Raw genomic sequence first — 25989 nt, forward strand, 5'->3', positions numbered from 1 at the left:
CTGCTCCACTCATAATCAGTCCACAAACAGGGTGGCGGGTTGTTCGAGCAAGCCACGGATGGCCTGGATGAATTGCGCCGCGTCCATGCCATCGACCACGCGGTGATCGAAGGAGCTGGAGAGGTTCATCATCTTGCGGATCACGATCTGGCCTTTGACAACCATCGGGCGTTCGACGATTTTGTTGACCCCGACAATCGCCACTTCCGGCAGGTTCAGCACCGGGGTGCTGACGATACCGCCCAAGGCGCCGAGGCTGGTCAGGGTGATGGTCGAGCCGGACAGTTCATCGCGGCTGGCCTTGCCATTACGGGCAGCGGTAGCGAGGCGAGAAATTTCCTGAGCGCTGTCCCACAAGCTGCGGGTTTCGGCGTGACGGACCACCGGCACCATCAAACCGATATCGGCTTGCGTGGCGACGCCGACATGCACCGCGCCGAGACGGGTGATGACTTGGGCTTCGTCGTCGTAACGGGCGTTGATCTGCGGGAAGTCGCGCAGGGCAACAACCAGAGCGCGGACCAGGAACGGCAACAAGGTCAGCTTGCCGCGGGTCGCGCCGTGTTTTTCGTTCAGGTGCGCGCGCAGTTCTTCCACGGCGGTGACGTCGATTTCTTCGACGTAACTGAAGTGAGCGGCGCGCTGAGTGGCGTCCTGCATACGCTGGGCAATCTTGCGGCGCATGCCGATGACCGGGATTTGTTCTTCGTCGTTACGCTGTGCGTAAGCGGCGGCAACGGTCGATTGCGGCTGCTGATCCTGGGCCAGATAGGCGTCGAGATCTTCGTGCAGCACCCGACCGGCAGGGCCGGTGCCACGCACCAGACGCAACTGGATACCGAGGTCCAGCGCATGTTTGCGTACCGCCGGGGAGGCCAGCGGACGCTCATCAGCTTCGCGAGCGACCATCGGACCTTGGCATACGGCAGCTCGCGGCGCTGCAGCAGCGACCGGTTTGCTTTCAACAGCGGCGGCAACTTTTGGTGCCGCAACCGGCGCTTCTTTAACAGGTGCAGGCTGAGCCGACTCTTTAACGTTGCCCGCGCCTTCGACTTCAATGCTGATCAGGATGCTGCCAACCGCCATGACTTCGCCCGGCACACCGCCCAGCGCAATCACCTTGCCGTTCACCGGCGACGGGATGTCGACCATCGCCTTGTCGGTCATGACATCGGCCAGTACCTGATCTTCGACGACCATGTCGCCAACCTTGACGTGCCATACCGACAATTCAACTTCTGCAATGCCTTCACCAATGTCCGGCATTTTAATAACGTGCGTGCCCATTCAGACCTCCATAACCCGATGCAAAGCCGCGCCCACTCGGGACGGACCAGGGAAATACGCCCACTCTTGTGCGTGCGGGTAGGGAGTGTCCCAACCGGTGACGCGCTCGATAGGCGCTTCCAGGTAGTGGAAGCAGTGCTCTTGCACCAGGGCGACCAGTTCGGCGCCGAAACCGCAGGTGCGGGTCGCTTCGTGAACGATCACGCAGCGGCCGGTTTTCTTCACCGACTTGACGATGGTGTCCAGATCCAGCGGCCACAGGCTGCGAAGGTCGATGACTTCAGCGTCGATACCGGTTTCTTCAGCCGCCACTTGCGACACGTAAACCGTGGTGCCGTACGTCAGGATGGTCACGTCCTTGCCCGGACGGGTGATGGCGGCGACGTCCAGCGGCACGGTGTAGTAACCGTCCGGCACTTGTGCAGCCGGGTGTTTCGACCACGGGGTAACCGGGCGTTCGTGGTGACCGTCGAACGGGCCGTTGTACAGGCGTTTTGGCTCGAGGAAGATCACCGGGTCATCGTTTTCGATGGAGGCGATCAACAAGCCTTTGGCGTCATATGGGTTGGACGGCATGACCGTGCGCAAACCGCAGACCTGGGTGAACATCGCTTCGATGCTCTGGCTGTGTGTCTGGCCGCCGTAGATGCCGCCGCCGCAAGGCATGCGCAGGGTCATCGGTGCGGTGAACTCGCCGGCCGAGCGATAACGCAGGCGGGCGGCTTCGGAAATGATCTGGTCCGACGCCGGGTAAACGTAATCGGCGAACTGGATCTCGGCCACCGGCCGCAGACCATAAGCACCCATACCGACGGCGACGCCGACGATGCCGCTTTCGGAGATCGGCGCGTCGAACACCCGGGAGGTGCCGTACTTGTTCTGCAGGCCTTCGGTGCAACGGAACACGCCGCCGAAGTAGCCTACGTCCTGGCCGAACACCACGACGTTGTCGTCACGCTCAAGCATCACATCCATGGCCGAGCGCAGGGCCTGGATCATGGTCATGGTGGTCGTGGTCATGGCGGTTTCCAACTCGATTTTGTTGTTGTGATCGTTCATGTCAGATCCCCAACTCTTGACGCTGGCGCTTCAAGTGCTCCGGCATCTCTTTATAAACGTCTTCGAACATGGTCGCGGCGCTTGGAATCTGGCCGCCGGCGAGGGTGCCGTACTGTTCGGCTTCTTTTTGCGCGGCGATCACTTCGGCTTCGAGTTCGGCGCTGACGGCGACGTGTTCCTCTTCGGACCACTGACCGATTTTCACCAGGTGCTGCTTCAGGCGCGCAATCGGGTCGCCCAACGGGAAGTAGCTCCAGTCGTCGGCAGGACGGTATTTGGACGGATCATCGGAAGTCGAGTGCGGGCCGGCGCGGTAGGTGACCCATTCGATCATGGTCGGGCCGAGGTTGCGGCGCGCACGTTCGGCGGCCCAGGCAGAGGCGGCGTAGACCGCGACAAAATCGTTGCCATCGACCCGCAGGGAGGCAATGCCGCAACCGACGCCACGACCGGCGAACGTGGTGGCTTCACCACCGGCAATCGCCTGGAAGGTGGAGATCGCCCACTGGTTGTTGACCACGTTGAGGATCACTGGCGCACGGTAAACGTGAGCGAAGGTGAGGGCGGTGTGGAAGTCGGATTCAGCGGTAGCGCCGTCGCCGATCCAGGCCGAGGCGATTTTGGTATCGCCCTTGATCGCCGAGGCCATGCCCCAGCCCACGCCTTGTACAAATTGGGTGGCGAGGTTGCCGGAAATGGTGAAGAAACCGAAGTCTTTGACCGAATACATGATCGGCAGCTGACGTCCCTTGAGCGGATCACGCTCGTTGGACAGCAGTTGGCAGATCAGGTCCACCAGCGGTACGTCTCGCGCCATCAGGATGCTTTGCTGGCGGTACGTCGGGAAGCACATGTCATCGACGTTCAGCGCCAAGGCCTGGCCGCTGCCGATGGCTTCTTCGCCAAGGCTCTGCATGTAGAACGACATTTTTTTCTGGCGCTGAGCGACGACCATGCGGTTGTCATAGATCCGCGTCTTGAGCATGGCACGCATGCCTTTACGCAGGATCTCGGCCGGTACGCCTTCAGCCCATGGACCGAGGGCATTGCCCTCGTCATCGAGCACGCGAATCAGGCCCTTGGCCAGATCAGCGGTGTCGGCCGGTTCAACGTCGATTGGGGGTTTGCGCACCGTGCCGGCGTCGGTCAGACGCAGGTAGGAGAAGTCGGTTTTGCAGCCAGGACGGCCCGATGGTTCGGGTACGTGCAGTTGCAGCGGTTCGTACGCTTGGTTCATGGCTTCTACGCTCGATCTTGTGAATTTCTTGTAGTGAGCTGACCGTCATTCTTCGATGAAAGAAATCTTGTCCTACAACAATCATAGGCCGGGCCAAGAAGAATATTTCTCTCTGTTTCGTTGCGTTGGCGATCATTTGAGGATAAAAAATCTGCATAAACATAAAAAACAGGTGGTTTTGTCTCATGCGCAAACTGGACCGTACCGATATCGGCATTTTGAACAGCCTTCAGGAGAACGCGCGCATCACCAACGCCGACCTCGCACGCTCGGTCAACCTGTCGCCAACCCCGTGCTTCAACCGGGTCAAGGCGATGGAAGAATTGGGCCTGATTCGCGAGCAAGTGACCCTGCTGGATGCCGAACTGCTCGGGCTGCACGTCAACGTGTTCATTCACGTCAGCCTGGAAAAACAGGTGGAGGAGGCGTTGCAGCATTTCGAGGAGGCGATCTCGGATCGCCCGGAAGTGATGGAGTGCTATTTGATGGCCGGCGACCCGGACTATTTGATTCGCGTACTGGTGCCGACTATTCAGTCGCTGGAGCGTTTCATGATGGACTTCCTCACCAAAGTCCCCGGCGTTGCCAACATCCGTTCGAGCTTTGCACTCAAGCAGGTGCGCTATAAAACCGCGCTGCCATTGCCGGCCAATGGCTTGACCCTCAACAACTAAACGCAAATCCCCTGTAGCAGCTGTCGAGCACCGCGAGGCTGCGTCTGCGGTCTGTCAGAAAGAACGCGATTACAGGTTCTACGACTGCTTCGTCCGAATGCGGCCCAAACCGAACGCAGCCTCGCGGTGCTCGACAGCTGCTACGAGGGGAAACTCAGAGTCTGTTGATCGGGATTTTGAGGTAGGTCATGCCGTTGCCCTCGGCCGGCGGCAAATTCCCCGCCCGTACATTCACCTGAATCGCCGGCAGCAATAGCGTCGGCATGCCCAACCCCGCATCGCGCCCGGTGCGCATGGCGACGAACGCGGCTTCGTCGATTCCGTCATGGATATGAATATTGCTTTTGCGCTGCTCGCCCACCGTGCTCATGCACTGAGGTTCACGGCCCGCAGGCGGGTAATCGTGACAGACATAAAGTCGAACGCCGGCAGGGAAGGCCAGCAGTTTGCGAATCGAAGCAAACATCTGGTTGGCGTTGCCGCCGGGAAAGTCGCAGCGCGCGGTGCCCACATCCGGCATGAACAGCGTATCGCCCACCAGAATCACATCGCTGTCGATCAGATAAGCCATGTCCGCTGGCGTGTGGCCGGGCACATGCAGCGCCGTGGCTTTCAGATTGCCGATCCTGAACGATTCATCCGGCGCGAACAGATGATCGAACTGCGAACCATCGATACAGAATTCCGGTTCAAGATTGAACAGGGTCTTGAACACGCCCTGAACCTTGCTGATGGATTCGCCGATAGCAATCTTCCCACCCAGTTCACGACGCAGATAAGGCGCGGCGGACAGGTGATCGGCATGGGCGTGGGTTTCCAGCAGCCATTGCACTTGCAATTGATGTTGGCGAACGAAAGCGACGATTTTGTCGGCCTGGGTGGTGCCGGTTCGCCCGGCGGCGGGGTCGTAGTCGAGCACCGGGTCGACGATGGCGCAGTGCCCGCCATCGTGCTCGTAGATCACGTAGCTGTAGGTCGATGAGGCAGGGTCTAAAAAAGCTTCAATCAAGGCGGACATGGTGGCCGTTTCTTTCTGGTTAAGCCTTGAGGGTAGTTTCATTTTCCCTGCGCTGACCAGCCCGCATCAATTCAATTAATGAAAAAAACTGTGCGGGCTCTATCCTGTCAGTCATCGATACCGGGCGCTCCCGGCTTTTTTTGCAGATCACGAGTGTTTTATGTTGCTGGCAAGTTTCTTTGGCGTGGTGATGGGGTTGGTACTGGGTTTGACCGGCGCCGGTGGCGGCATTCTTGCGGTGCCGGCCTTGGTGCTGGGGCTGGGTTTGACCATGACCCAGGCTGCACCGGTCGCACTTTTTGCGGTGGGCAGTGCGGCGGCTGTCGGCGCCATTGACGGGTTGCGCCATGGCCTGGTGCGCTACCGCGCAGCGTTGCTGATCGCCCTGTTGGGGGCGATTTTTTCGCCGGTCGGCATCTACTTCGCCCATCAGTTGCCGGAAAAAATGCTGATGATCCTGTTCAGCCTGCTGATGGTCATGGTGGCCTGGCGGATGCTGCGTCGTGAGCGCCAGGACGAAGGTCCAAGCGACCACGGCCACGCCAACTGGGGCCAGAAGAACTGCATGCTCGATCAGCAGACCGGGCGTTTCTCCTGGACCGCCAAGTGCACCGCGACCCTCGCGGCACTGGGCGCGGTGACCGGGGTGGTCTCTGGGCTGCTCGGGGTGGGTGGCGGCTTCCTGATTGTTCCGGCGTTCAAGCAGCTGACCGATGTGCAGATGCGCGGAATCGTCGCCACGTCCTTGATGGTGATCAGCCTGATTTCCGCCATCGGCGTGATCGGCGCGTTTCAGGCCGGGGTGCGAATCGACGGTTTGGGCGTGGCGTTTATCGTCGCGAGCATCGTCGGCATGATCATTGGTCGAAGACTTTGCGCGCGAGTACCGGCCCGGGGATTGCAGATCGGCTTCGCCAGCATCTGTGTCGTGGTCGCCGCTTACATGCTGTTTAGAGCGGGCGTCTAGCAAGTACCGGTTCCTGTGGATGCCAGTCCGCTCCACAGGCGTACACCCTAAGTTCCGGGCCTCGTCGACGGACGGTCTTACACCGAACTTGCCGCGCATCACCTGCCACTCCAAAGCACTTCATAACCGCCTCCAAGGCAGCGTATGACGCCGCCGGTCAGCTTTCGATAATCGCCTCCGACATCCAGTCCCCCGCTGCGGAGCGCGTCATGCACAACAATAAGAACATCAAGCATCGTTTCTTGCCTGCCTTCATCGCCAGCCTGTCGACCCTCGGATTGAGCTCGATGGCCCAAGCCGAGATCGTGCTGTACGACAAGGACCAGACCACGTTTTCCACCGACGGCTACATCAACGCCTTCTATGTGAACAGCAAAGTGGACCGTGCCGGCGACCAGTTCGACCGGCGGCAGGCGCGTGTGAAGATGGGTTTTCTGCCCAACTATCTGGGCTTCAACATGAGCAAGCAGATCGACGACCTCAAGCTTGGCGCACGGTCTTCCTTCTGGGTGACCATCAACGACAGCGAAACCAACGGCACCGACACCGCTATCGATGTGCGGCAGTTCTACGGCACGGTGGCCAACCCGGAGTGGGGCGAAGTGCTGATCGGCAAGGACTTCGGCCTGTTCGCCCGTTCCAACATCCTGCTGGATGAAATGCTCGCCGGTTACGGTCAGGTCAGCGATTCCCTGGGCCTGGTGGACGGTGGCGGGGTGTCGTTCGGCAACATCGGCACGGGTTATCCGTACCCGTTCCCGACGTCGCAGATTACCTACCGCACGCCGGTGATGGAGGGTTTGCGGGTGGCCGTGGGGATCATGGACCCGGTGGACACCAACGACAGCAGCCCGACAGGCAAGGCTTACCAAGAAAACCCGCGTACCGAAAGCGAGATCACCTATCAGTTCGACCTCGCCGGGGCGAAGATCTACAGCTGGGTCAACGGCAGCTACCAGACGTCGGACAACACCGATTCCACCGTCCAGTCCGTCACCTCCAAAGGCGTCGGCTATGGCGTGCAGGCAAAAATGGGCGGCTTGTCCCTCACCGGTTCCGGCTTCCAGGCCAAGGGCATCAACCCGTTCTTCACCAACAACGCCGGCGAACCGACCCTGCGTAACGTCGACAGCGACGGTTACCTGTTGCAGGGCTCCTACAAACTGGGCAAGAACCGGTTGGCCTTGTCTTACGGCAAGACCAACGACGACGGCAATGGCGTGGTCGGCAGCGGCGCGGACTACGAAACGCGCGGCATCGCGCTGTTCCATGACGTCAACGACAACCTCAAGCTGGTGGCCGAGTACAACCAGTTCGCAATCAACGGCCACGACACCAATGCCCAGGACGAAGACACCGACACCTTTGCGGTGGGGGCGGTGCTGACCTGGTAAGCCTTTGGTGGCGACCTTCGCTGCGCGCATCGCGGCGAGGGTCGACACCGTTCTCATCCCATCGAAGCGGCTACCCGCTACCCAAGTAGCATACGTAGCAGCTCACAGGCTTCGTACACTCGAGCCTCATACATGCGCACCTGCGGGAGGCGACGATGCAGCAGGTCCAGAGTGAAGGTGTGGTCAGTGCAATGTCCCAGGCCACCGATGCCCAACAGGTGGCCCAGGAGCTGGCACGACAACTGTTGCACCCGCACTTGGGCTTCGTGCTGTTCTTCTGTTCCGCCGAGTACGACTTGCAGGCGCTGGGCCAGGCCTTGCAACAAAGCTTCGGCGGCATTCGCCTGGTGGGTTGCACCAGCGCCGGGGAAATCACGCCCTTGGGCTACGGTCGCAACTGCGTGACCGCAGTGGGCTTCGACCATCGCCATTTTTCCATCGACGCCGAACTGATCTCCGAGATGGAGCGCTTCAGCCTGATCGACGCCCAGCAAATGGTCGAGCGACTGGTCGGTGGCTGTCGCAGCAACACCCTCGCGCCGATCAAGGGCAACAGCTTTGCGTTGACCTTGCTCGATGGCTTGTCCAGTCGTGAAGAAATGGTCCTCGCCGCCCTGAGTGCGGCGTTGGGCGACATTCCACATTTCGGCGGTTCGGCCGGCGATGACAATTACCTGACCCACACCCACGTCTATTTTAATGGCGAGTTTCACAGCGGCGCGGCGGTGGTGGTGCTGGTCAATACCTGGTTGGATTTCGAGGTGTTCACCACTCACCACATCTTGCCGAGGGCGGAAAAACTGGTGGTCACCGGGGCCGACAGCGCCTCGCGCCGGGTCTTTGAACTGAATGCCGAGCCGGCCGCCGAGGAGTACGCCCGACACATCGGCGTATCGGTGGCGGAGCTCGATCATCGGATCTTCGCCGCGCACCCCTTGGCGGTGCGGATCAACGATCAGTATTACGTGCGGGCGATCCAGCAGGTTCACCCGGACCTGAGCCTGAGTTTCTACTGCGCGGTGGAAAACGGCATCGTTCTCACGGTCATGACGCCAGGCCCGATGCTGCCGAACCTGCAAACCCTGTTCGAAGGCTTGCAGGAGCGCCTCGGCGATCTGTTGCTGACCATCGGCTGCGACTGCTTTCTCAGGCGTCTGGAACTCGAAGACGGCGGCAGTCTGGAGCAGATCGGAACGTTTTTGCGTGACCAGCGGGTGATGGGTTTTAACACCTACGGAGAACAGTTCAATGGCATGCACATCAACCAGACCTTCACCGGGGTTGCCATTGCCCGAGGCCGGTCCCCTGGACACCGTTGAGCTTCAGGCGCAGATCGCCAGCCTGCAGCGCGACAACCACAAACTGCACCGCATCAATGGCGCGCTGATCGAGCGGATCGAGTCTGGCATCACCCGCGGCAATGACCCCTACGCGGCGTTCCAGCATTCGGTGGTGCTGGCCGAGCAGGTGCGTGAGCGCACCGACGCGTTGAATCAGGCCATGGCCGAACTCAAGTCGGGCAATCATTTGCTCAGCGAGGCACGCCTGCGGGCGGAAACCGCGCATCAGCATTTGATCGATGCGATCGAGAGCATTTCCGATGCGTTCGTGCTGTTCGATGCGGACCAGCGAATCGTGCTGTTCAACAGCCGTTTCAAGGCGTTCTGGGGCAACAGCCGGGTGCGGATCAACGCCGGCATGCGCCTGGCCGAGGTCAAGCGGTTGATGTCCGCCACCGGGCTGTTCACTGAAGAACCGCGTGGGCATGCCGACGAAAATCTGCTCTATCGTCTGCAGGACGGTCGCTGGTTGCAAGTCAGCGAACGACCTACCCAAGAAGGCGGGCGGGTGATCCTGTTCACCGACATTACCGACGTCAAACTCAGCGAAACCGTGCGCCGCGAGCAGGCGGTGGCGCAAAAATCCCATTTGTTGCAACGAGCGGTCGACAACCTCTCCCAAGGCGTGGCCATGGTCAACGCCGAGGGCATTCTGGAGTTGTGGAACCGGCGTTTCCTCGAACTCAGCGGCCTGGCCCCGGTGGCGGCTCATCGTCCGTTTGCCGAAGTGATCGGCGACAGCGAGTTGAACCTGCTGACCCCGGCCAGTCGGGATTTAAACGGGCGGCACGTGCAGGAATGCGAGCAGCGTCTCTACGATGGCCGAGTGCTGGAAATCCGCACCCATCCGTTGCCCACCGGCGGTTTCGTCAACACCTTCACCGATATCACCGAACGCTACCAGCACGCCGAAGCGCTGAGCGAAAGCGAGCGCTGGATTCGCCTGATCACCGACCATGTGCCGGCGCTGATTGCCTACCTGAATGCTGATCTGGTCTACGAGTTCACCAACAAGGTGTATGAAGAATGGTACTGCTGGCCTCGGGGCGTGATGCTCGGGCAGAGCCTGCGCGAAGTCCACAGCGAGCAGCATTACCAACGCCTGGAAGCCTACGTGGCCCGGGCCCTGGCCGGTGAGAGCGTGACGTTCGAGTTCGCCGAAACCAATATCAACAACCAGGAGCGCTACATGCTGCGCTCCTACGTACCCAATCGCCTGGCCACCGGGGAAGTGGTGGGGATTTTTGTGTTGATCCGCGACATCACCGAACGCCGTCGCACCGCTGAAGCGCTGCACCAGGCCTATCAGAATCTTGAGTTGCGGGTGCGCGAACGCACGGCGGAACTGACCACGCTCAATGACCAGTTGTTGCGCGAGATCGATGAACGTCGGCGGGCGGAATCTCGCCTGCGTGAAGCCAAACTCGAAGCCGAACAGGCCAACCTGTCGAAGACCAAGTTTCTCGCCGCCGTCAGTCACGACCTGCTGCAACCGCTCAACGCCGCGCGGCTGTTTACCAGCGCGTTGCTCGAACGGCGGGAGCCGGTGGCCAATGCGATTTTGGTGCGTAATGTCAGCAACTCCCTGGAAGACGTGGAGAACCTGCTAGGTACGTTGGTCGATATCTCCAAACTGGATGCCGGGGTGATCAAGGCCGACATTGCGCCGTTCGCCCTGAGCGAATTGCTGGAGAACCTTGCGGCCGAGTACACCCAGGTGGCTCGCAGCGAAGGCCTGGAACTGCATTTCATCCCGTGTTCCGCATTGGTGCGAAGCGACATTCAGTTGCTGGCGCGGATCCTGCGAAATCTGTTGAGCAATGCCATTCGCTACACCTACAGCGGTCGGGTGGTGCTCGGTTGCCGGCGTCATCACCAGCGCCTGTCGATCGAGGTCTGGGACAGCGGCATGGGCATTGCCGAAAACCGCCTCGAGGAGATTTTTCAGGAGTTCAAACGCGGTGACGTGCAGCGTCCAGATCAGGATCGCGGGTTAGGTCTGGGCTTGGCGATCGTGGAAAAAATCGCCGGAATTCTCGGCCACCGCATTCACGTGCGTTCGTGGCCGGGCAAGGGCTCGATGTTCTCGGTCGAAGTGCCGCTCAGCGCCACCGCACCCAAGGCGCTGCCGAGTCTGCTGATGAGTGAACCAATGCTTGAACGTCTGCGTGGAGCGCGGGTGTGGGTGCTGGATAACGACGCGGCCATTTGCGCCGGCATGCGCACGTTGCTCGAAGGGTGGGGGTGTCTGGTGGTCACGGCACTGTCGGAGCAGGACCTGGCGCGGCAAGTGGACAACTATCACGAAGAAGCCGATTTGCTGATTGCCGACTATCACTTGGACGACGATCAGAACGGTGTCGATGCCGTGGCCCGAATCAACGCCCGACGCGGCTCGGCGATTCCGGCGATGATGATTACCGCCAACTACAGCAATGAACTCAAACAGCAGATCCGCGAACTGGGCCACACCCTGATGCACAAACCGGTGCGGCCGATGAAACTCAAGACCGCGATGAGTCATTTGCTCGGCAGGCCTTGAATCTTCTGGTGTCTGTGCTGGCCCCTTCGCGAGCAAGCCCGCTCCCACATTGGATCTGAGTGAACTCGGTCAATTGTGGGAGCGGGCTTGCTCGCGAATGGGGCGACTCGGTCTCAACGCCGTAAATACGATCCGAAATCTATGTCGCCGGCACTCAAAATCGCCTGCACCCGGTTGTGCACATTGAGTTTGCGCAGGATCGCCGAGACGTGAGCCTTAACCGTGGTTTCAGCGATTTCCAGGGTGTAGGCGATCTGTTTATTCGACTCGCCCTTGGTCATGCGTTCGAGCACCAGCAACTGTTTGCGGGTCAAGGCCTGGAGGAGTTCCGGCGGGAAGCTCGGGGCATCGTTCATGCGCCTTGTACCGCATTTTTGCGTGCGGATGATGTCCGGCGGCAAGTAGACATTGCCGTTGAGGATCTGCTGGATGGCCTCGGTCATTTGCACCCGTGGCGAGGATTTGGTGATGAAACCCACCGCGCCGTAAGTGATGGCTTGCAACACGACCTGTTTGTCCTGTTCGGCCGAGACGATCACCACCGGAATGGTCGGCGCCTCGTTGCGCAGGTTGATCAGGCCATTGAGGCCGTGCATGCCGGGCATGTTCAGGTCGAGCAGGATCAGGTCCAGGTCGTCGTGTTCCTGCGTCAGCACCAGGGCGCTGTCCAGGTCGGCGGTTTCCATCACCTCGCTGCCCGGAAAACCATCGCTGATGACGTTATGAATGGCTTCGCGAAACAGCGGGTGATCGTCGGCAATCAGAATTTTGTACATAGCCTTTCACCTCATTATTTTGATTAGGGTGTGGCAACAACTCGCACGCGTAACGGTCAGGGGAAGGGCTCGGGCTGGGCCGGCGATACGGGCAGGTTGGCGGCCTGCCAGGCGTCCAGGCCGTCGCGATACCAATACAGAGTCTTATAGCCTATGGCGGCGGCGCGCTTCACGGCGTTCCAGCTCAGCCAGCAATCGGAGCGGCAGTAGAAGACCAGCGGTTGCGTGAGATCGCCTGCGGTCAATGTGTTCAGCTTACGCGCAAAATAGTCCTGCCAGTCGGGCGTCAGGTCACCGTCGCCGGTATTGGCCAGCCAATGGCTGCCGGGGAGGTTTTCGTGGGGCTGGTCCTCGATGAAACGTCCTTGCAACCACTGGCGGCGGTAGACGTCGATCAGCACTGGACGCGGCGTCTGGGTCAGCAGGGTTTGCAGGGCGGCGGTATCGATGATGCCGGCGCCCTGGACTTGATTCGGGGTCGGGCTGCGGTACAGACCGATGCGATAGCCGTCAGCGGAGAACAGCGGTGTTTCGGCCTGCGCGACGCCCAGCAACAGGCTCAGCGATAGCGCGGCGAGAGAAGGGCGTAGCAGACGACGTCGGGCACGCGGCATGGGGGTTCAATCCTTATAGTTATGAACCTATTACATGCCAGTCTCGGTGCGATTGGAATGCGACGATAGACAGGAAAACCAGTACTAAAGTAGTAATTTCACCCTGTTCAATGGAGATCAACTGTGGGAGCGGGCTTGCTCGCGAAGGCGGCTTCGCATTCAACATTTACGTTGGCTGATACACCGCCTTGACTGTGTTGTTAGTTGGTTTTGCGCAGGGCCGCGTGTTGCGGGTTGAAGGTGAACACGGCGAGCAGCGCGAATAACAGCGTCAGCCCGACGCACACCGCCAGTGCCAACGGATTGAAGCGTTCATACAAGGCAAACCGCACCAGTTCCACCGCATGGGTGAACGGGTTCAATGCGCACAACCAGTACAACCACTCGCTGGACTCGCGCATCTTCCACAGCGGATACAGCGCCGATGACAGGAAAAACAGCGGGAAGATCACGAAATTCATCACCCCGGCAAAGTTCTCCAGCTGACGGATCGCGTTCGACAGCAACAAGCCCAACGCGCTGAGCATCAACGCCACCAGCAGCAACGCCGGCAAGGCGATCAACAGCCCCATCGCCGGTGGTTGCACGCCATACACCCAGGCAATCGCCAGAAAGGCATAGACCTGCAACAGCGAGATCAGCGAGGTGGCCAACAGCTTGCTGCACAGCAGGAAAGTCCGGGGCAGGGGGCTGGTCAGCAGCACGCGCATACTGCCCATTTCCCGGTCGTAGACCATCGACAGCGAACCTTGCATGCCGTTGAACAGCAGGATCATGCAGGCCAGCCCGGGGATGATGTACACCTCATACGGAATGTAGGTGTCATAGGGCTCGATGATCGCGATCCCGAGTGCCGCACGAAAACCGGCAGCGAACACCAGCAGCCACAACAACGGACGCACCAGCGCACTGAGAAACCGCGTGCGTTGCAACACAAAGCGCAGCCATTCGCGCAGCACGATGCCGCTGAAACATTGCCAGTAGGCATTCATTGGGCGGCTCCTGAAGTCGTCAGTCGAGTGAAGGCCGAACCCAGGTCACCACCGTGTTCCAGGCTCAGGGCGTCGGCTTGTCCGCTGGCGACCAACCGGCCCTGATGAAGGATCAGCAAGTCGTCGCTCGGTTGCACTTCATCCAGCAAATGGGTGGTCCAGAGCACACTGATGTTCTGCTCGAGGCACAAACTGCGAATGTGTTGATTGAGCGCCAGCCGACTGGCCGGATCGAGGCCGACACTGGCCTCATCGAGCAGCAGCAGGCGCGGCTCGTGCAGCAACGCGCGGGCGATTTCCACCCGGCGACGGTGGCCGCCATTGAGTTCGCGGACCCGCTCGCGACGGCGTTCGGTCAAGGCTTGGCGGGCCAGTTCGGCGTCGACCCGCAGACCGGTCTGACGCCGGGACATCCCATGCAGCGCAGCGTGATAGCGCAGGTTTTGCTCGACGCTGAGGTCCAGGTCCAGCGTGCTTTGCTGAAACACCACACCCAATTGCTTGAGCGCCGGACGCGCCGCGTTGCGTAATGAACAGCCACCGACGCGGATGTCACCGCGCTGCACATCGTAGAGTCGAGTGAGCAGGGCAATCAGCGTCGATTTGCCCGCGCCGTTTGGCCCCAGCAGCGCAGCGAAACGGCCGGGTGCCAGGCTGAAACTCACCTGGCGTAACGCCTCTTTCGCACCATAAGCGAAACTCAGTTCGCTGACTTCGAGTGCGTTCATGGTGTCACCACCACGCCCCACGGATAGCGCCCGACCTTGATCGACTTGGTCACCTTGAGGCTGTCGATATCGATCACCGACACGTCGCCGCTGACGCCGTTGGTGGCCAGCAATTGTTTTTGATCCGGGGTAAACGACATCTGCCAGACACGCCGCCCGACCAGCAGATAATCAAGAATCTCGAAGGTCTTGGCGTCGATCACCGCCACATGATTGGCCGGGCCTAGCGCAACGAAACCGTACTTGCCGTCAGCGCTGAGCTTGATCCCTACCGGTTGGACTTTGTCCGGGTGTACGCCCTTGATCTGGAAGGTCAGGGTCTTGAGGATCTTGCGGGTGGCGACGTCGAGAATGGTCACCGTGCCGCCAATTTCCGCCGAGGCCCAGAGCTTCGAGCCATCCGGCGTGAACTCGACGAAACGCGGTCGTTGATCCACCAGCGTGCTGTCGGCCAGGGTCTGGGTGCTGGTGTCGATCCAGTGCAGCATGTTGGTGGTTTCGCTGGTGTTCACCGCCCACTTGCCGTCGGGGCTGACGGCCATGCCCTCGGGTTCGACGCCGACGTTGATCTGGCTCAGCACCTTGGAGGTTTCGGTGTCGATCACCGTCACCAGCGCATCGTCTTCGTTGGAAACGTACAGCCAACGATTATTCGGGTGCAGGGCAAATTGTTCAGGATCCTTGCCCGAGGGCAGCTCCTTGATGATCTTGCGCGTGGCGACGTCCATCACCTGGACCCGGTCCGAGTCGCTGGCGCAGATGTACAGCAGCTTATTGTCGTGGGACAGCAGCAGACCGCGCGGGCGCTGGCCGACGGGCAGGGTGTCGGTGACTTGCAGGGTCTGCAGGTCGATCAGGCTCAGGCTGTTGTCCTTTTCGTTGGAGACCCAGGCGGTGCTGGCCGCGGCCTGCCCGGCGGCGAGCAGCAGGGCCCAGAAAAGCAGGGAGCGGCAGAGCAGGGTGCGGCGCATGGCGGATTCCTTTTTTTTTTGTTGTGGTTTTTATGGAAAGTTGGATCAGGGAAAGCTGCAGCTGACCTCAGGCTTGTCGTAACCGAGGCTGTCCATTTCGTTGAAGGGGTGCAGGAAGCCGTCTTGCGGTGACGTGCTGACCAGCGCCCGGGGCTGCACGATGGGAATGGGTTGGCGCAACTGGCCGTTCCACGGCCGATAACTGAGCTTGCGACCCTTGAAGCCGTCCAGCGGCAATTGATCGCTGATTTCAAGCGTACGGATCGCCATCGCATCGACCTGACGCAGTTTGCTCACGGCACTGGCGATGCTGCGCACGGCGATCCAGGCGGCGAAATCGCGGTCATTCATCCAGCGTCCGGTCAGGGCTTCGAAGCGTTTCTGCAACTGGGCGGCGCCGTAGGTTTCCACGGTTTTGTGCCAACCCACCGGGGTCAGCCCCTGAGTGCCGGCAACCGGCCGTGGGTACCAGGTCTGGTAGGGCACGTATTCGCCGAAATCGCCGCGTTCATCCGCCACCAGCACCACGTCGTACTCGGCGGTCTGGGTGAACAGCGGCATGTCAGCCTGGGCGCTGCGACGCTGATCGTTGTCGAAACTCCAGGCTTTTTCCGCGACCAGTTTCAGGCCGAAGCGTTTGGCCGCGCGGCGCAGGGCGGCGGCATAGGCTTGATCGTCCGGGGTAGGGCCGACGATCAGCAGCGCCCGTTGCCATTTGCGCACCACCAGAAATTGCGCCAGCGCATCGGCGAGCATCGCCCGACTCGGCAGGCTGTGCAGCACGTTCGGCAGGCAGTCGGTGGTGCGCAGGCTGTCGTCGGGGCTGCCGGCGTTGAACAACAAGCTGTCGGGTAGCACGGCGCTGAGCCGGCGCAGGCTGGCGGCCGGTGCGTTGACGACAAACAGGCGCAGACCTTGTTCATGTTGAGCCTTGGCCGCTTCGACCAGGGCATCGGGATTGTCGACGTTGGCGCTGACCAGGCTGTAACTCTGGTTGAGGAAGCGCCCGGTGCTGTTGCTGTCGGTGATTGCCAGTTCGGCGCCACGCAGCCCTGCATCGACCGGCTCGGGAATGACGTTCGACAGCAACGGGCCCGGGTCGGGGCGATAGCCCAGGTAGCCGATCTGCACCTGCAACGGCGCGTCGGCGGCCTGGCTCTGGGTCGCCAGCCCGGCGGCGCAGGCAATCGCCAACAGGTAGATCAGGGCATAAGGGGCAAGCTGGCGCATAAGGCACTCCATTACAGGTAGCGCCAGCATAGGAACGCTGTGAGGCAGAAGGAAATATGCAGAAAGTACCAATGAGCCAATACCAAGGTAGTAACTCGCCCGGGGCGGCGCGGTTTTAGCATGGGCAATAACGGCCATTACATTGGAGGCGATCGATCATGCGTATTCTCAAAGCGCTGCTTCTGCCGTTGCTGCTGATCCTGACCTTGATCGGCGTCGACAAGCTCCACGGCCCGCGTCCAGCACCGTTGCTGGTCTTGCCCATGACACCGGGGCGCTAGGCGTGTCGGCGCTGTGGCGGATCAAGCTCTGGGTTGTTGCAGTGGCACGACTGTCGTCAATCAGCTGACTTGGTGGGATGTGTTGCTGGGTTTTGTGTGTATATCCGTTTTTTTGGTTGCGGCCGCTATTGGTTTCGCTCTTACAGCGAGTCACTTGGAAGAGCCCCAAGTAACCAAGGGCTCTTGCCCCTTTCGTTCGGTGCCTCGCTGTGGCTCGGCATGCCCTCGCTCCGGTCCTGCTCCGTGGGCTCGCCGCCATCGGCCATCCATGGCCGGGGGCGGCTAACCCGGCATCCATGCCGGGTTGCCCACTGCGCAGAACCTGCGCTCGGCCTCTCGAGGGGGCGGTGCGTCAACATCAAAAGCTGCAGGCGAGCTAACGCTCGGCCTGTTGAGTAGTGGGTGTACACCGATCAACTGTAGGAGCTGCCGAAGGCTGCGATCTTTTGATCTGTCTGCTTCTTTTGGCCGGGAAGAATTCCCGCAGGCACCTGATTCAGGTGTGCGCCACAAGCCCTACTACCAAGGAACTAGACGGCGGCCACCAAAGCAGCATGGGGCTTGTGCGAAGCCCTTCCTAAGATGGGTGCCATAGCCTCTTCACAGAGGTTTTGCGTGCAATCAAGAGGGCATAACAATGAAAACAAAACGCAACGCCTTACTCGTTGCCGGACTGCTGGCCGGTTTTATCAGCGCAGGTTCCGTCTGGGCCCACGGCAATGTGGTCCCCCAGGCTGTCGCCACCCCGGGCCTGACCCCGATCAAGGACGCAGGCGTCAAGGTCGATGCCGATGGTTGGGCATCGGTGAACCCTTACCGCACTTCGCCGGAACATGATAAGGCCCTGGAAATCGGCTCCTCGGCGTACAACCAGAATTGTGCAGCCTGCCATGGCCTGGAAGCCAAATCCGGCGGCATCGCCCCCGATTTGCGCCTGCTCGATGTCGCTGATGCCGGTGATGAGTGGTTCGTCGAACGCGTGCGCCATGGCGCCGTGCGTGACGGCCGGGTCTACATGCCGAAGATGGCCGACTACCTGAGCCAGGAAGCTTTGTGGGCGGTACGCACCTATCTGGACAGTGTTCACGTCGAGGAGTAACCCATGCGCCTGCTCACTGTGTTGATCAGTGCTGTGTTGCTGTGCTGCCAGGCAGCGCAGGCGCAGGTCCGTACCTATGATGAAATGATCGCCGCCAGGGAACTGAAAGTGGCGGTCTACAAGGACTTCGCCCCCTACAGTTTCGAAGACGCCGGCCAGGCCCGTGGCGTTGATGTCGAACTCGCCGAAGCGTTGGCCAAGGCCCTCGGCGTGCGGCTCACTTTGATTTGGGCGCCGGCCGGCGAGAAACTCGACGATGACCTGCGCGATTACATCTGGCGTGCCAGTCAGTTGCACGATCTGCAACTGGCTGACCTGATGATGCGCGTGCCGTACGACCGCGATTACGCGCAGAAGCGCAATGAACTGGGTGAGCTGGAAAACGGCCATGTGGTGATGTTCGGGCCGTACCAGAACGAACAATGGCAGGTTGCCTATGACCGCCGCCGGCTGGACAAAGTCGGTAGCGTCGCCGTGTTCGAGCATCACCCGATCGGCGTCGAAGTCGACAGCGTGCCCTCGTTCTACCTGACCTCGGTGTTCAGCGGGATGCTCGCCGCCAAAACGCATCACTATCCCGGTGTGCCTCAAGCGTTCGCTGCCATGAAGGCCGGTGAAGTCGACGCGGTCATGGCCATGCGCGGCGAGATCGACTGGCAAGTGCATGAAGCGGCGGACCCGCAAGTGGCGCTGGCGGAAAACGCCTACCCGAACATGGGCAAGCAGCTGTGGGAGATCGGCATGGCGGTGCACGAAAGCAACCGTCAACTGGCCTATGCCGTGGAAGAGGCGCTGGAAGCCTTGATCCGTGATGGCTCGGTCAAAACCATTTATGGGCATTACGGCCTGCGCTATGACGTGCCCGAGATGTATCAATAGTGAACTGGCGAGCGGGTTGTCTGTTGGCCTGTTGGTTACCCATCGCCGCGCACGCCGTGGACATCGACCCGGGAAAAGACCCGGTGCCGTCGGTGATGTGGGCCTTCTATCACAAGCAAATGCTCGGCGATGCGCCGTTCGTGTTCGACGATCGGGTCAAGCTGTTGGCGCCGCCCTTCGCCGAAGACGCCCGGCAGGTGCCGCTGGAAATCGATGCGCGAGCGTTCAAGGGCGAGGTGGTGAAAATTCTCGCCTGGGCTGAGCTCAACCCGCTGCCGAAAATTGTCGATTTTCAGCCGCTGGACCGGGTGCTGCCGTGGCTGTCGATTCGCATCCGTATCGAACAGGCCACGCCGTTGCGCGCGGCAGTGCTGACCCGTGATGGGTTGTGGCATGTCGGCTCGACCCTGATCGATGCGGCGGGCGGCGGTTGCACGGCGCCGAGTGTGGTGCGCACTCAGCCGGGCTGGGAAGAGCATATCGGCGAAGTGCTGGGCGGTCGTTATCCCCGTGGCGAATTCAGTCGCGTGCGCTTGCAGGTGGCGCACCCGATGGACAACGGCATGGTCAGCGGCATCCCGGAATTCTTCATCAACCATGCCGAACTGCGGGATCAGAACGATCAGCTGTTGGCCCGTCTTGAGTTGTTTCCCGCCGTCAGCGAAAACCCCAACCTGGCCTTCGACATCGAAGGAGCAGGGCAGACGCGCCTGATGCTGCGCGACAACAGCGGCAATCAATTCGATGCGGCCATACCCTGACCCAAAGGAGCGCGTGATGCGCTGGATGCTGCTGTTGTTCCTCGGTTTGAGCCTGCCGGCCTTGGCGGATCTTGAATACACACTCAAGCCCCGGCAGATCGCAGAAGACACCTGGCTGCTGGAAGGCAGCACCGATAATTTCGCCAAGGCCAACGGAGGCAACATCGTCAACACCGCGTTCATCGTCACCGAACAGGGTGTGGTGGTGATCGACACCGGACCGTCGAAACGCTACGGCGAAGCGATGCGCAAGGCGATTGCCTCGATCACCGACAAACCGGTGATCGAGGTGCTGCTGACCCATCATCATCCTGATCATGTGCTCGGTAACCAGGCTTTCAGTGACGTGCCGATCGGTGCGCTGGCCGGCACTACTGAGCTGCTGCATCAGCAGGGCGATGCCATGGCCGAGAACATGTATCGACTGGTGGGCGACTGGATGCGCGGCACCGAAGTGGTGTTGCCGACCCGCACGCTGACGCCCGGCGTGCAAAGTTTTGGGAATCACGATCTACGTCTGCTGGGCCTGGGTGGGCACACGGGCGCGGATCTGGCTATTCTCGACCAGAAAACCGGCGTGCTGTTTGCCGGGGACCTGGTGTTTTACCAACGGGCGCTGACCACGCCCAACAGTCCGGGGCTGGCGGTGTGGTTGGCGGACATCGCCACCTTACAAGGCTTGCCGTGGACGCTGATCGTCCCCGGCCATGGACCTGTGGCCAGCGATCAACAGCCGTTCGAGCAAATGCGCGACTACCTCAGCTGGCTCGACCAGTTGATGCGCGATGGCGCCGCCAATGGCAGTGATATGGCCGAGATGATCCGCAGCCCCATTCCCGAACGGTTTGCGGGGATTACTCTGAGCCGTTACGAGTTGATCCGCAGCGTCAGCCATCTGTACCCCCGCTATGAGCGCGCACAAATGCCCCGTGTCGATTCCGCCGCGCAAAAGTGAGCAACACAAATCCAATGTGGGAGCGGGCTTGCTCGCGAAGAGGCCCTTACATTCACCATTGATGTTGCCTGACACACCGCCTTCGCGAGCAAGCCCGCTCCTACATTGGGCCTTGTGTCGATCTACATATCCGGCGCTCATCTCCTCCGACCCGGTACTAAGGAACTAGCAATCTCAGCACTGCGGGCAATTGTTCCAAGGGCGGCGGCGCCCAAGAATCTGCACCAGACCGGGAAAATTTCCCGGGTATAACAAAAACTGCAGAGGTAGCCGTCATGACCCAACCCGCACGTCGCCAACCCTTCGTCTTGAGTGTGCTGCTCAGTGCCATGCTGTTGTCTGGCTCGGCATTGGCCGGCGTCACTGATCAAGACATCCTCCAGGACCCCAAGAACCCGGGGCAGATCGTCACCAACGGTTTGGGCGTCCAGGGTCAACGCTACAGTCCGCTGGATACGCTCAACGTCAACAACGTGAAGGACTTGCGGCCGGTCTGGGCGTTCTCCTTCGGCGGTGAAAAACAACGCGGTCAGCAAGCACAGCCGATGATCAAGGACGGCGTGATGTACATGACCGGTTCCTACTCGCGGGTGTTTGCGGTGGATGCGCGCACCGGCAAGAAACTCTGGCAATACGATGCGCGCCTGCCCGATGACATCCGCCCTTGCTGCGACGTGATCAACCGTGGTGTCGCGCTGTACGGCGACCTGGTGATCTTCGGCACCCTCGACGCCAAGCTCGTGGCCCTGAACAAAGACACCGGCAAAGTCGTCTGGAGCAAGAAAGTCGCCGACCACAAGGAAGGCTATTCCATCAGCGCCGCGCCGTTGGTGATCAACGGCAAACTGATTACCGGTGTCGCCGGTGGCGAGTTCGGGGTGGTTGGCAAAATCGAAGCCTACGACCCGAAAAACGGCGACCTGCTGTGGACCCGTCCCACCGTCGAAGGCCACATGGGCTACACCTACAAGGATGGCAAAGCGATAGAGAACGGCATCTCCGGCGGTGAAGCCGGCAAGACCTGGCCTGGCGATCTCTGGAAAACCGGCGGCGCCGCCCCTTGGCTCGGCGGTTACTACGACCCGGAAACCAATCTGCTGCTGTTCGGCACCGGCAACCCGGCGCCGTGGAACTCGCACCTGCGTCCTGGCGACAACCTCTACTCGTCGTCGCGTCTGGCGCTCAATCCGGATGACGGCACCATCAAGTGGCACTTCCAGAGCACGCCTCACGACGGCTGGGACTATGACGGCGTAAACGAGCTGGTCTCGTTCAACTACACCGAAGGCGGCAAAGAGATCAAAGCCGCCGCGACCGCTGACCGTAACGGTTTCTTCTACGTGCTGGACCGCACCAACGGCAAATTCATCCGCGGCTTCCCGTTCGTGGACAAAATCACCTGGGCCACCGGCCTGGATAAAGACGGTCGGCCGATCTACAACGAAGCCAGCCGCCCAGGCGCGCCCGGCACCGAAGCCAAAGGCAGTTCGGTATTCGTAGCCCCGGCATTCCTCGGCGCGAAAAACTGGATGCCGATGGCCTACAACAAGGACACCGGATTGTTCTATGTGCCGTCCAACGAATGGGGCATGGACATCTGGAACGAAGGCATCGCCTACAAAAAAGGCGCGGCGTTCCTCGGTGCCGGTTTCACCATCAAGCCATTGAATGAAGACTACATCGGCGTGCTGCGCGCCATCGACCCGAAAACCGGCAAGGAAGTCTGGCGCCACAAGAACTACGCGCCGCTGTGGGGCGGCGTGCTGACCACCAAGGGCAATCTGGTGTTTACCGGTACGCCGGAAGGTTTCCTCCAAGCGTTCAATGCCAAGACCGGCGAGAAAGTCTGGGAATTCCAGACCGGCTCCGGCGTACTCGGCTCGCCTGTGACCTGGGAAATGGACGGCGAACAGTACGTCTCGGTTCTCTCCGGTTGGGGCGGCGCCGTACCGCTGTGGGGCGGCGAAGTGGCCAAGCGCATCAAGGACTTCAACCAGGGCGGCATGCTCTGGACCTTCAAGCTGCCGAAAGACCTTGTAGTGGCCAAGCACTGACCCAAGTCCACCACATAACCCCTGTGGGAGCGGGCTTGCTCGCGAAGGCGGCGTCACATTCAACACATCGGTTGACTGACAGTCCGCTTTCGCGAGCAAGCCCGCTCCCACATTGGGTTTGTGCAATATCTACTACCAAATAACGAGAGTCCTCCTGCCAACGGCGCATTCGTCTGACGCGCAGGGCTCTCTACTATCGGTTCATCGCCTGTTTGCCCGACAGGCATCGACCCAGACAGAGGCCCACTATGATCTACGCACAACCTGGTACACCTGGCGCCGTCGTTACGTTTAAACCGCGCTACGGCAATTTCATCGGCGGCGAGTTTGTCGCCCCGGTCAATGGTGAGTACTTCACCAACTCTTCGCCGGTCAACGGTGAAGTGATCGCCGAATTCCCTCGCTCCAGCGCCGCCGACATCGAAAAAGCCCTCGACGCAGCGCATGCCGCCGCCGATGCCTGGGGCAAAACCTCGGCGCAGGACCGCTCCCTGGTGCTGCTGAAAATCGCCGATCGCATCGAACAGAATCTGGAAATCCTCGCCGTCACCGAAACCTGGGACAACGGCAAAGCCGTGCGCGAAACCCTGAATGCCGACGTGCCACTGGCTGCCGACCATTTCCGTTACTTCGCCGGTTGCATCCGCGCTCAAGAGGGCGGTGCCGCCGAGATCAACGAGCTGACCACCGCCTATCACTTCCACGAGCCATTGGGCGTGGTCGGGCAGATCATTCCGTGGAACTTCCCGCTGCTGATGGCCGCGTGGAAACTCGCCCCGGCCCTCGCAGCCGGTAACTGCGTGGTGCTCAAACCCGCCGAACAGACGCCGCTGTCGATCATGGTCTTCGCTGAACTGATCGCCGACTTGCTGCCACCCGGCGTGCTGAACATCGTTCAGGGTTTCGGTCGCGAAGCGGGTGAGGCGTTGGCCACCAGCAAGCGCATCGCCAAGATCGCCTTCACCGGTTCCACCCCGATTGGCGCGCACATCATGAAATGCGCGGCCGAGAACATCATTCCAAGTACCGTTGAACTGGGCGGCAAGTCGCCGAACATCTTCTTCGAAGACATCATGCAAGCCGAGCCACAGTTCATCGAGAAAGCCGCCGAAGGTTTGGTGCTGGCGTTCTTCAACCAGGGCGAAGTCTGCACCTGTCCATCGCGAGCGCTGGTGCAGGAGTCGATCTACGACGACTTCATGAAAGTGGTGATGCAGAAGATCGTCAAGATCAAGCGCGGCAACCCGCTGGACACCGAAACCATGGTCGGCGCCCAGGCGTCCGAGCAGCAATACGACAAGATCCTCTCGTACCTGAAAATTGCCCAGGAAGAGGGCGCCGAGCTGCTCACTGGCGGCGCGGCCGAGCGTCTTGAGGGCGACTTGTCGACGGGTTATTACATCCAGCCGACCCTGCTCAAGGGCCACAACAAAATGCGCGTGTTCCAGGAAGAAATCTTCGGCCCGGTGGTGGGTATCACCACCTTCAAGGACGAAGCCGAAGCCCTGGCGATTGCCAACGACAGCGAGTTTGGCCTCGGCGCCGGTCTGTGGACCCGCGACATCAACCGTGCCTACCGCATGGGCCGGGCGATCAAGGCCGGGCGTGTCTGGACCAACTGCTACCACCTGTACCCGGCCCACGCCGCGTTTGGTGGCTACAAGAAGTCCGGTGTCGGCCGTGAAAACCACAAGATGATGCTCGACCATTATCAGCAGACCAAAAACCTGCTGGTGAGCTACGACATCAATCCGATGGGGTTCTTCTAACTCCGTAAGCACACCGCAAACCCTGTGGGAGCGGGCTTGCTCGCGAAAGCGGTCTGTCAGTCAACCAATGTGTTGGATGTGACGCCGCCTTCGCGAGCAAGTCGAATCGTCGCACCGCCGCTCCCACATTGGTTTTGTGTGTTTCTGAAGATCGCCGCACACCCCCTACCAATGCACGCCGCCACCTCGTTCGAAAGTAGCATTCGGGTGCCTGGCGCCCCGTGCATTAATGGCTTTACCGGAATCGTCCGGCATAAGAAGAGGATTGACCCATGTGGACTAAACCCGCGTTTACCGATCTGCGCATTGGCTTCGAAGTGACGATGTATTTCGCCAACCGCTGATTGTTCACCCGGCCAGCTGTTGCGTTGGCCGGGCCTGCCTTCTGGAGCATTGCCCATGCACATTCGCGTTCTCGGATCCGCCGCTGGCGGTGGTTTTCCGCAATGGAATTGCAACTGCCGCCAGTGCGCCGCGATGCGCAATGGCAGCCTGCGGGCCCAACGGCGCACCCAGTCCTCGATTGCCCTGAGCGACAACGGTGTGGATTGGGTGCTGTGCAATGCTTCACCGGACATTCGCGCGCAACTCGAGAGTTTCGCGCCGCTGCAACCGGCACGCCGGGTGCGTGACACGGCGATTGCCGGCGTCGTCCTGCTGGACAGCCAGATCGACCATTGCACCGGCCTGTTGAGCCTTCGCGAAGGTTGCCCGCATCAGGTCTGGTGCACCGAACGGGTCCATGAAGACCTCAGCAGCGGCTTTCCGTTGTTCACCATGCTCAAGCACTGGAACGGCGGGTTGCAGTGGCAACCGGTCGGGCTCGACCGCGAACCGTTCAGCATCCCGGCGTGCGCGCACCTGCGATTTCGCGCGATCCCCTTGGTCAGCAACGCACCGCCATACTCGCCCAATCGCGGCAATCCGCAGCCGGGCGACACCATCGGCTTGTTTATCGAAGACCGACGCAGCGGTGCTTCGCTGTTCTATGCGCCGGGCCTGGGACAGGTCGACGACGAGGTGCTGAGCTGGATGCAACGCGCCGATTGCCTGTTGCTGGACGGCACCTTGTGGCGCGACGACGAGATGCGAGTCTGCGAAGTCGGCCAGAACCTGGGCAGTGAAATGGGTCACCTGTCCCAAAGCGGCCCTGGCGGCATGATCGACATCCTTGAAGGCTTCCCCCGCCAGCGCAAGGTGCTGATCCACATTAACAACACCAACCCGATCCTTGATGAAGACTCGGCCGAGCGGGCGTTGCTGGATCGGCGCGGGATCGAAGTGGCGTTCGACGGCATGAGTATTGAGCTGTAGCGGATGGCCTCATCGCGAGCAGGCTCGCTCCCACAAGGGTGCCGCGTT

The 25989-nt window shown here is 60.7% G+C and carries 24 protein-coding genes; 14 read left to right on the forward strand and 10 right to left on the reverse strand.

The window, feature by feature from the left end:
• Nucleotides 1-15 precede the first annotated feature (15 nt).
• Genes ASC74_RS12905 through ASC74_RS12915 form a run of 3 tightly spaced genes read right to left on the reverse strand, consistent with a single transcriptional unit; the run spans nucleotide 16 to nucleotide 3583 of the window.
• A complete protein-coding gene (locus ASC74_RS12905) occupies nucleotides 16-1287 on the reverse strand; it encodes a dihydrolipoamide acetyltransferase family protein (protein WP_056741715.1) in 1272 nt (423 codons plus the stop codon).
• Nucleotides 1288-2346, reverse strand: a complete 1059-nt coding sequence (locus ASC74_RS12910) for an alpha-ketoacid dehydrogenase subunit beta (protein WP_033054499.1) — start codon at nucleotides 2344-2346, stop codon at nucleotides 1288-1290. It abuts the gene before it with no gap.
• Between the two features lies 1 nt (nucleotide 2347).
• Nucleotides 2348-3583, reverse strand: a complete 1236-nt coding sequence (locus tag ASC74_RS12915) for a 3-methyl-2-oxobutanoate dehydrogenase (2-methylpropanoyl-transferring) subunit alpha (RefSeq protein ID WP_046048921.1) — start codon at nucleotides 3581-3583, stop codon at nucleotides 2348-2350.
• 185 nt (nucleotides 3584-3768) lie between these two features.
• Between ASC74_RS12915 and bkdR the strand changes: the two genes are divergently transcribed.
• Nucleotides 3769-4257 carry a Bkd operon transcriptional regulator BkdR gene (gene bkdR / locus ASC74_RS12920; RefSeq protein ID WP_033054503.1) on the forward strand — a complete coding sequence of 163 codons (489 nt, stop codon included), beginning with the start codon at nucleotides 3769-3771 and terminating at the stop codon, nucleotides 4255-4257.
• Nucleotides 4258-4411: 154 nt separating this feature from the next.
• Here bkdR and ASC74_RS12925 read toward each other — a convergent pair whose 3' ends face one another.
• Nucleotides 4412-5275, reverse strand: a complete 864-nt coding sequence (locus tag ASC74_RS12925; protein WP_056741716.1) for an MBL fold metallo-hydrolase — start codon at nucleotides 5273-5275, stop codon at nucleotides 4412-4414.
• 160 nt (nucleotides 5276-5435) lie between these two features.
• Here ASC74_RS12925 and ASC74_RS12930 point away from each other — a divergent pair, with 160 nt between their 5' ends.
• From ASC74_RS12930 to nahK, 4 genes are all read left to right on the forward strand, one after another.
• Nucleotides 5436-6242, forward strand: coding sequence for a sulfite exporter TauE/SafE family protein (locus ASC74_RS12930; protein WP_056741717.1), 807 nt, complete (start codon nucleotides 5436-5438; stop codon nucleotides 6240-6242).
• Nucleotides 6243-6451: 209 nt separating this feature from the next.
• Nucleotides 6452-7636 (forward strand): porin, encoded by a 1185-nt coding sequence (locus tag ASC74_RS12935; protein WP_056741718.1) that lies wholly within the window; start codon nucleotides 6452-6454, stop codon nucleotides 7634-7636.
• Between the two features lie 155 nt (nucleotides 7637-7791).
• Nucleotides 7792-8955 (forward strand): nitric oxide-sensing protein NosP, encoded by a 1164-nt coding sequence (gene nosP, locus ASC74_RS12940; protein ID WP_056741719.1) that lies wholly within the window; start codon nucleotides 7792-7794, stop codon nucleotides 8953-8955.
• Nucleotides 8924-11518: a hybrid sensor histidine kinase/response regulator NahK/ErcS' gene (nahK, locus tag ASC74_RS12945; protein WP_056741720.1), complete on the forward strand. Its 2595-nt coding sequence runs from the start codon at nucleotides 8924-8926 to the stop codon at nucleotides 11516-11518. The genes nosP and nahK overlap by 32 nt, the downstream gene beginning before the upstream one ends.
• Nucleotides 11519-11631: 113 nt before the next feature.
• On the opposite strand, the gene ASC74_RS12950 is transcribed toward nahK, so the two are convergent.
• The 6 genes from ASC74_RS12950 to ASC74_RS12975 all read right to left on the reverse strand — a co-directional run bounded on the left by ASC74_RS12950 (nucleotide 11632) and on the right by ASC74_RS12975 (nucleotide 16829).
• On the reverse strand, nucleotides 11632-12294 hold the full coding sequence (locus ASC74_RS12950) for a response regulator transcription factor (protein WP_008149733.1): 663 nt from the start codon (nucleotides 12292-12294) through the stop codon (nucleotides 11632-11634).
• A 56-nt stretch (nucleotides 12295-12350) separates the two neighbouring features.
• On the reverse strand, nucleotides 12351-12908 hold the full coding sequence (locus tag ASC74_RS12955; protein ID WP_056741721.1) for a PQQ-dependent catabolism-associated CXXCW motif protein: 558 nt from the start codon (nucleotides 12906-12908) through the stop codon (nucleotides 12351-12353).
• A gap of 200 nt (nucleotides 12909-13108) precedes the next feature.
• The gene (locus ASC74_RS12960; protein WP_056741722.1) at nucleotides 13109-13900 is read right to left on the reverse strand and encodes an ABC transporter permease; all 792 of its coding nucleotides are present in this window, start codon (nucleotides 13898-13900) and stop codon (nucleotides 13109-13111) included.
• A complete protein-coding gene (locus tag ASC74_RS12965; protein WP_056741723.1) occupies nucleotides 13897-14628 on the reverse strand; it encodes an ABC transporter ATP-binding protein in 732 nt (243 codons plus the stop codon). Before ASC74_RS12965 ends, ASC74_RS12960 begins: the two co-directional genes overlap by 4 nt.
• Nucleotides 14625-15599: a YVTN family beta-propeller repeat protein gene (locus ASC74_RS12970; protein WP_056741724.1), complete on the reverse strand. Its 975-nt coding sequence runs from the start codon at nucleotides 15597-15599 to the stop codon at nucleotides 14625-14627. The genes ASC74_RS12965 and ASC74_RS12970 overlap by 4 nt, the downstream gene beginning before the upstream one ends.
• Before the next feature lie 45 nt (nucleotides 15600-15644).
• The gene (locus ASC74_RS12975; RefSeq protein WP_056741725.1) at nucleotides 15645-16829 is read right to left on the reverse strand and encodes an ABC transporter substrate-binding protein; all 1185 of its coding nucleotides are present in this window, start codon (nucleotides 16827-16829) and stop codon (nucleotides 15645-15647) included.
• Nucleotides 16830-16987: 158 nt separating this feature from the next.
• Here ASC74_RS12975 and ASC74_RS32375 point away from each other — a divergent pair, with 158 nt between their 5' ends.
• From ASC74_RS32375 to pqqB, 9 genes are all read left to right on the forward strand, one after another.
• Nucleotides 16988-17110: a hypothetical protein gene (locus ASC74_RS32375; RefSeq protein WP_008149743.1), complete on the forward strand. Its 123-nt coding sequence runs from the start codon at nucleotides 16988-16990 to the stop codon at nucleotides 17108-17110.
• Nucleotides 17111-17747: 637 nt separating this feature from the next.
• Complete coding sequence (pedF, locus tag ASC74_RS12980; protein WP_046048908.1) at nucleotides 17748-18209, forward strand: cytochrome c-550 PedF; 462 nt, start codon at nucleotides 17748-17750, stop codon at nucleotides 18207-18209.
• Nucleotides 18210-18212: 3 nt separating this feature from the next.
• The gene (locus tag ASC74_RS12985; RefSeq protein ID WP_056741726.1) at nucleotides 18213-19088 is read left to right on the forward strand and encodes a substrate-binding periplasmic protein; all 876 of its coding nucleotides are present in this window, start codon (nucleotides 18213-18215) and stop codon (nucleotides 19086-19088) included.
• The gene (locus ASC74_RS12990) at nucleotides 19088-19849 is read left to right on the forward strand and encodes a quinoprotein dehydrogenase-associated SoxYZ-like carrier (RefSeq protein ID WP_056741727.1); all 762 of its coding nucleotides are present in this window, start codon (nucleotides 19088-19090) and stop codon (nucleotides 19847-19849) included. The genes ASC74_RS12985 and ASC74_RS12990 overlap by 1 nt, the downstream gene beginning before the upstream one ends.
• A gap of 16 nt (nucleotides 19850-19865) precedes the next feature.
• Nucleotides 19866-20804 (forward strand): quinoprotein relay system zinc metallohydrolase 1, encoded by a 939-nt coding sequence (locus ASC74_RS12995; protein ID WP_056741728.1) that lies wholly within the window; start codon nucleotides 19866-19868, stop codon nucleotides 20802-20804.
• Between the two features lie 275 nt (nucleotides 20805-21079).
• Nucleotides 21080-22858 carry a PQQ-dependent methanol/ethanol family dehydrogenase gene (locus ASC74_RS13000; RefSeq protein ID WP_056741729.1) on the forward strand — a complete coding sequence of 593 codons (1779 nt, stop codon included), beginning with the start codon at nucleotides 21080-21082 and terminating at the stop codon, nucleotides 22856-22858.
• Between the two features lie 248 nt (nucleotides 22859-23106).
• Nucleotides 23107-24627, forward strand: a complete 1521-nt coding sequence (exaC, locus tag ASC74_RS13005; RefSeq protein ID WP_056741730.1) for an acetaldehyde dehydrogenase ExaC — start codon at nucleotides 23107-23109, stop codon at nucleotides 24625-24627.
• Between the two features lie 272 nt (nucleotides 24628-24899).
• Nucleotides 24900-24971: a pyrroloquinoline quinone precursor peptide PqqA gene (pqqA, locus tag ASC74_RS31075; RefSeq protein WP_003253598.1), complete on the forward strand. Its 72-nt coding sequence runs from the start codon at nucleotides 24900-24902 to the stop codon at nucleotides 24969-24971.
• A 55-nt stretch (nucleotides 24972-25026) separates the two neighbouring features.
• Nucleotides 25027-25941, forward strand: coding sequence for a pyrroloquinoline quinone biosynthesis protein PqqB (gene pqqB / locus ASC74_RS13010; protein WP_056741731.1), 915 nt, complete (start codon nucleotides 25027-25029; stop codon nucleotides 25939-25941).
• The last annotated feature ends 48 nt before the right edge of the window (nucleotides 25942-25989 follow it).

This window comes from Pseudomonas sp. Root329 (assembly GCF_001424925.1).
GTDB classification, from domain to species: Bacteria; Pseudomonadota; Gammaproteobacteria; order Pseudomonadales; family Pseudomonadaceae; genus Aquipseudomonas; species Aquipseudomonas arabinosi.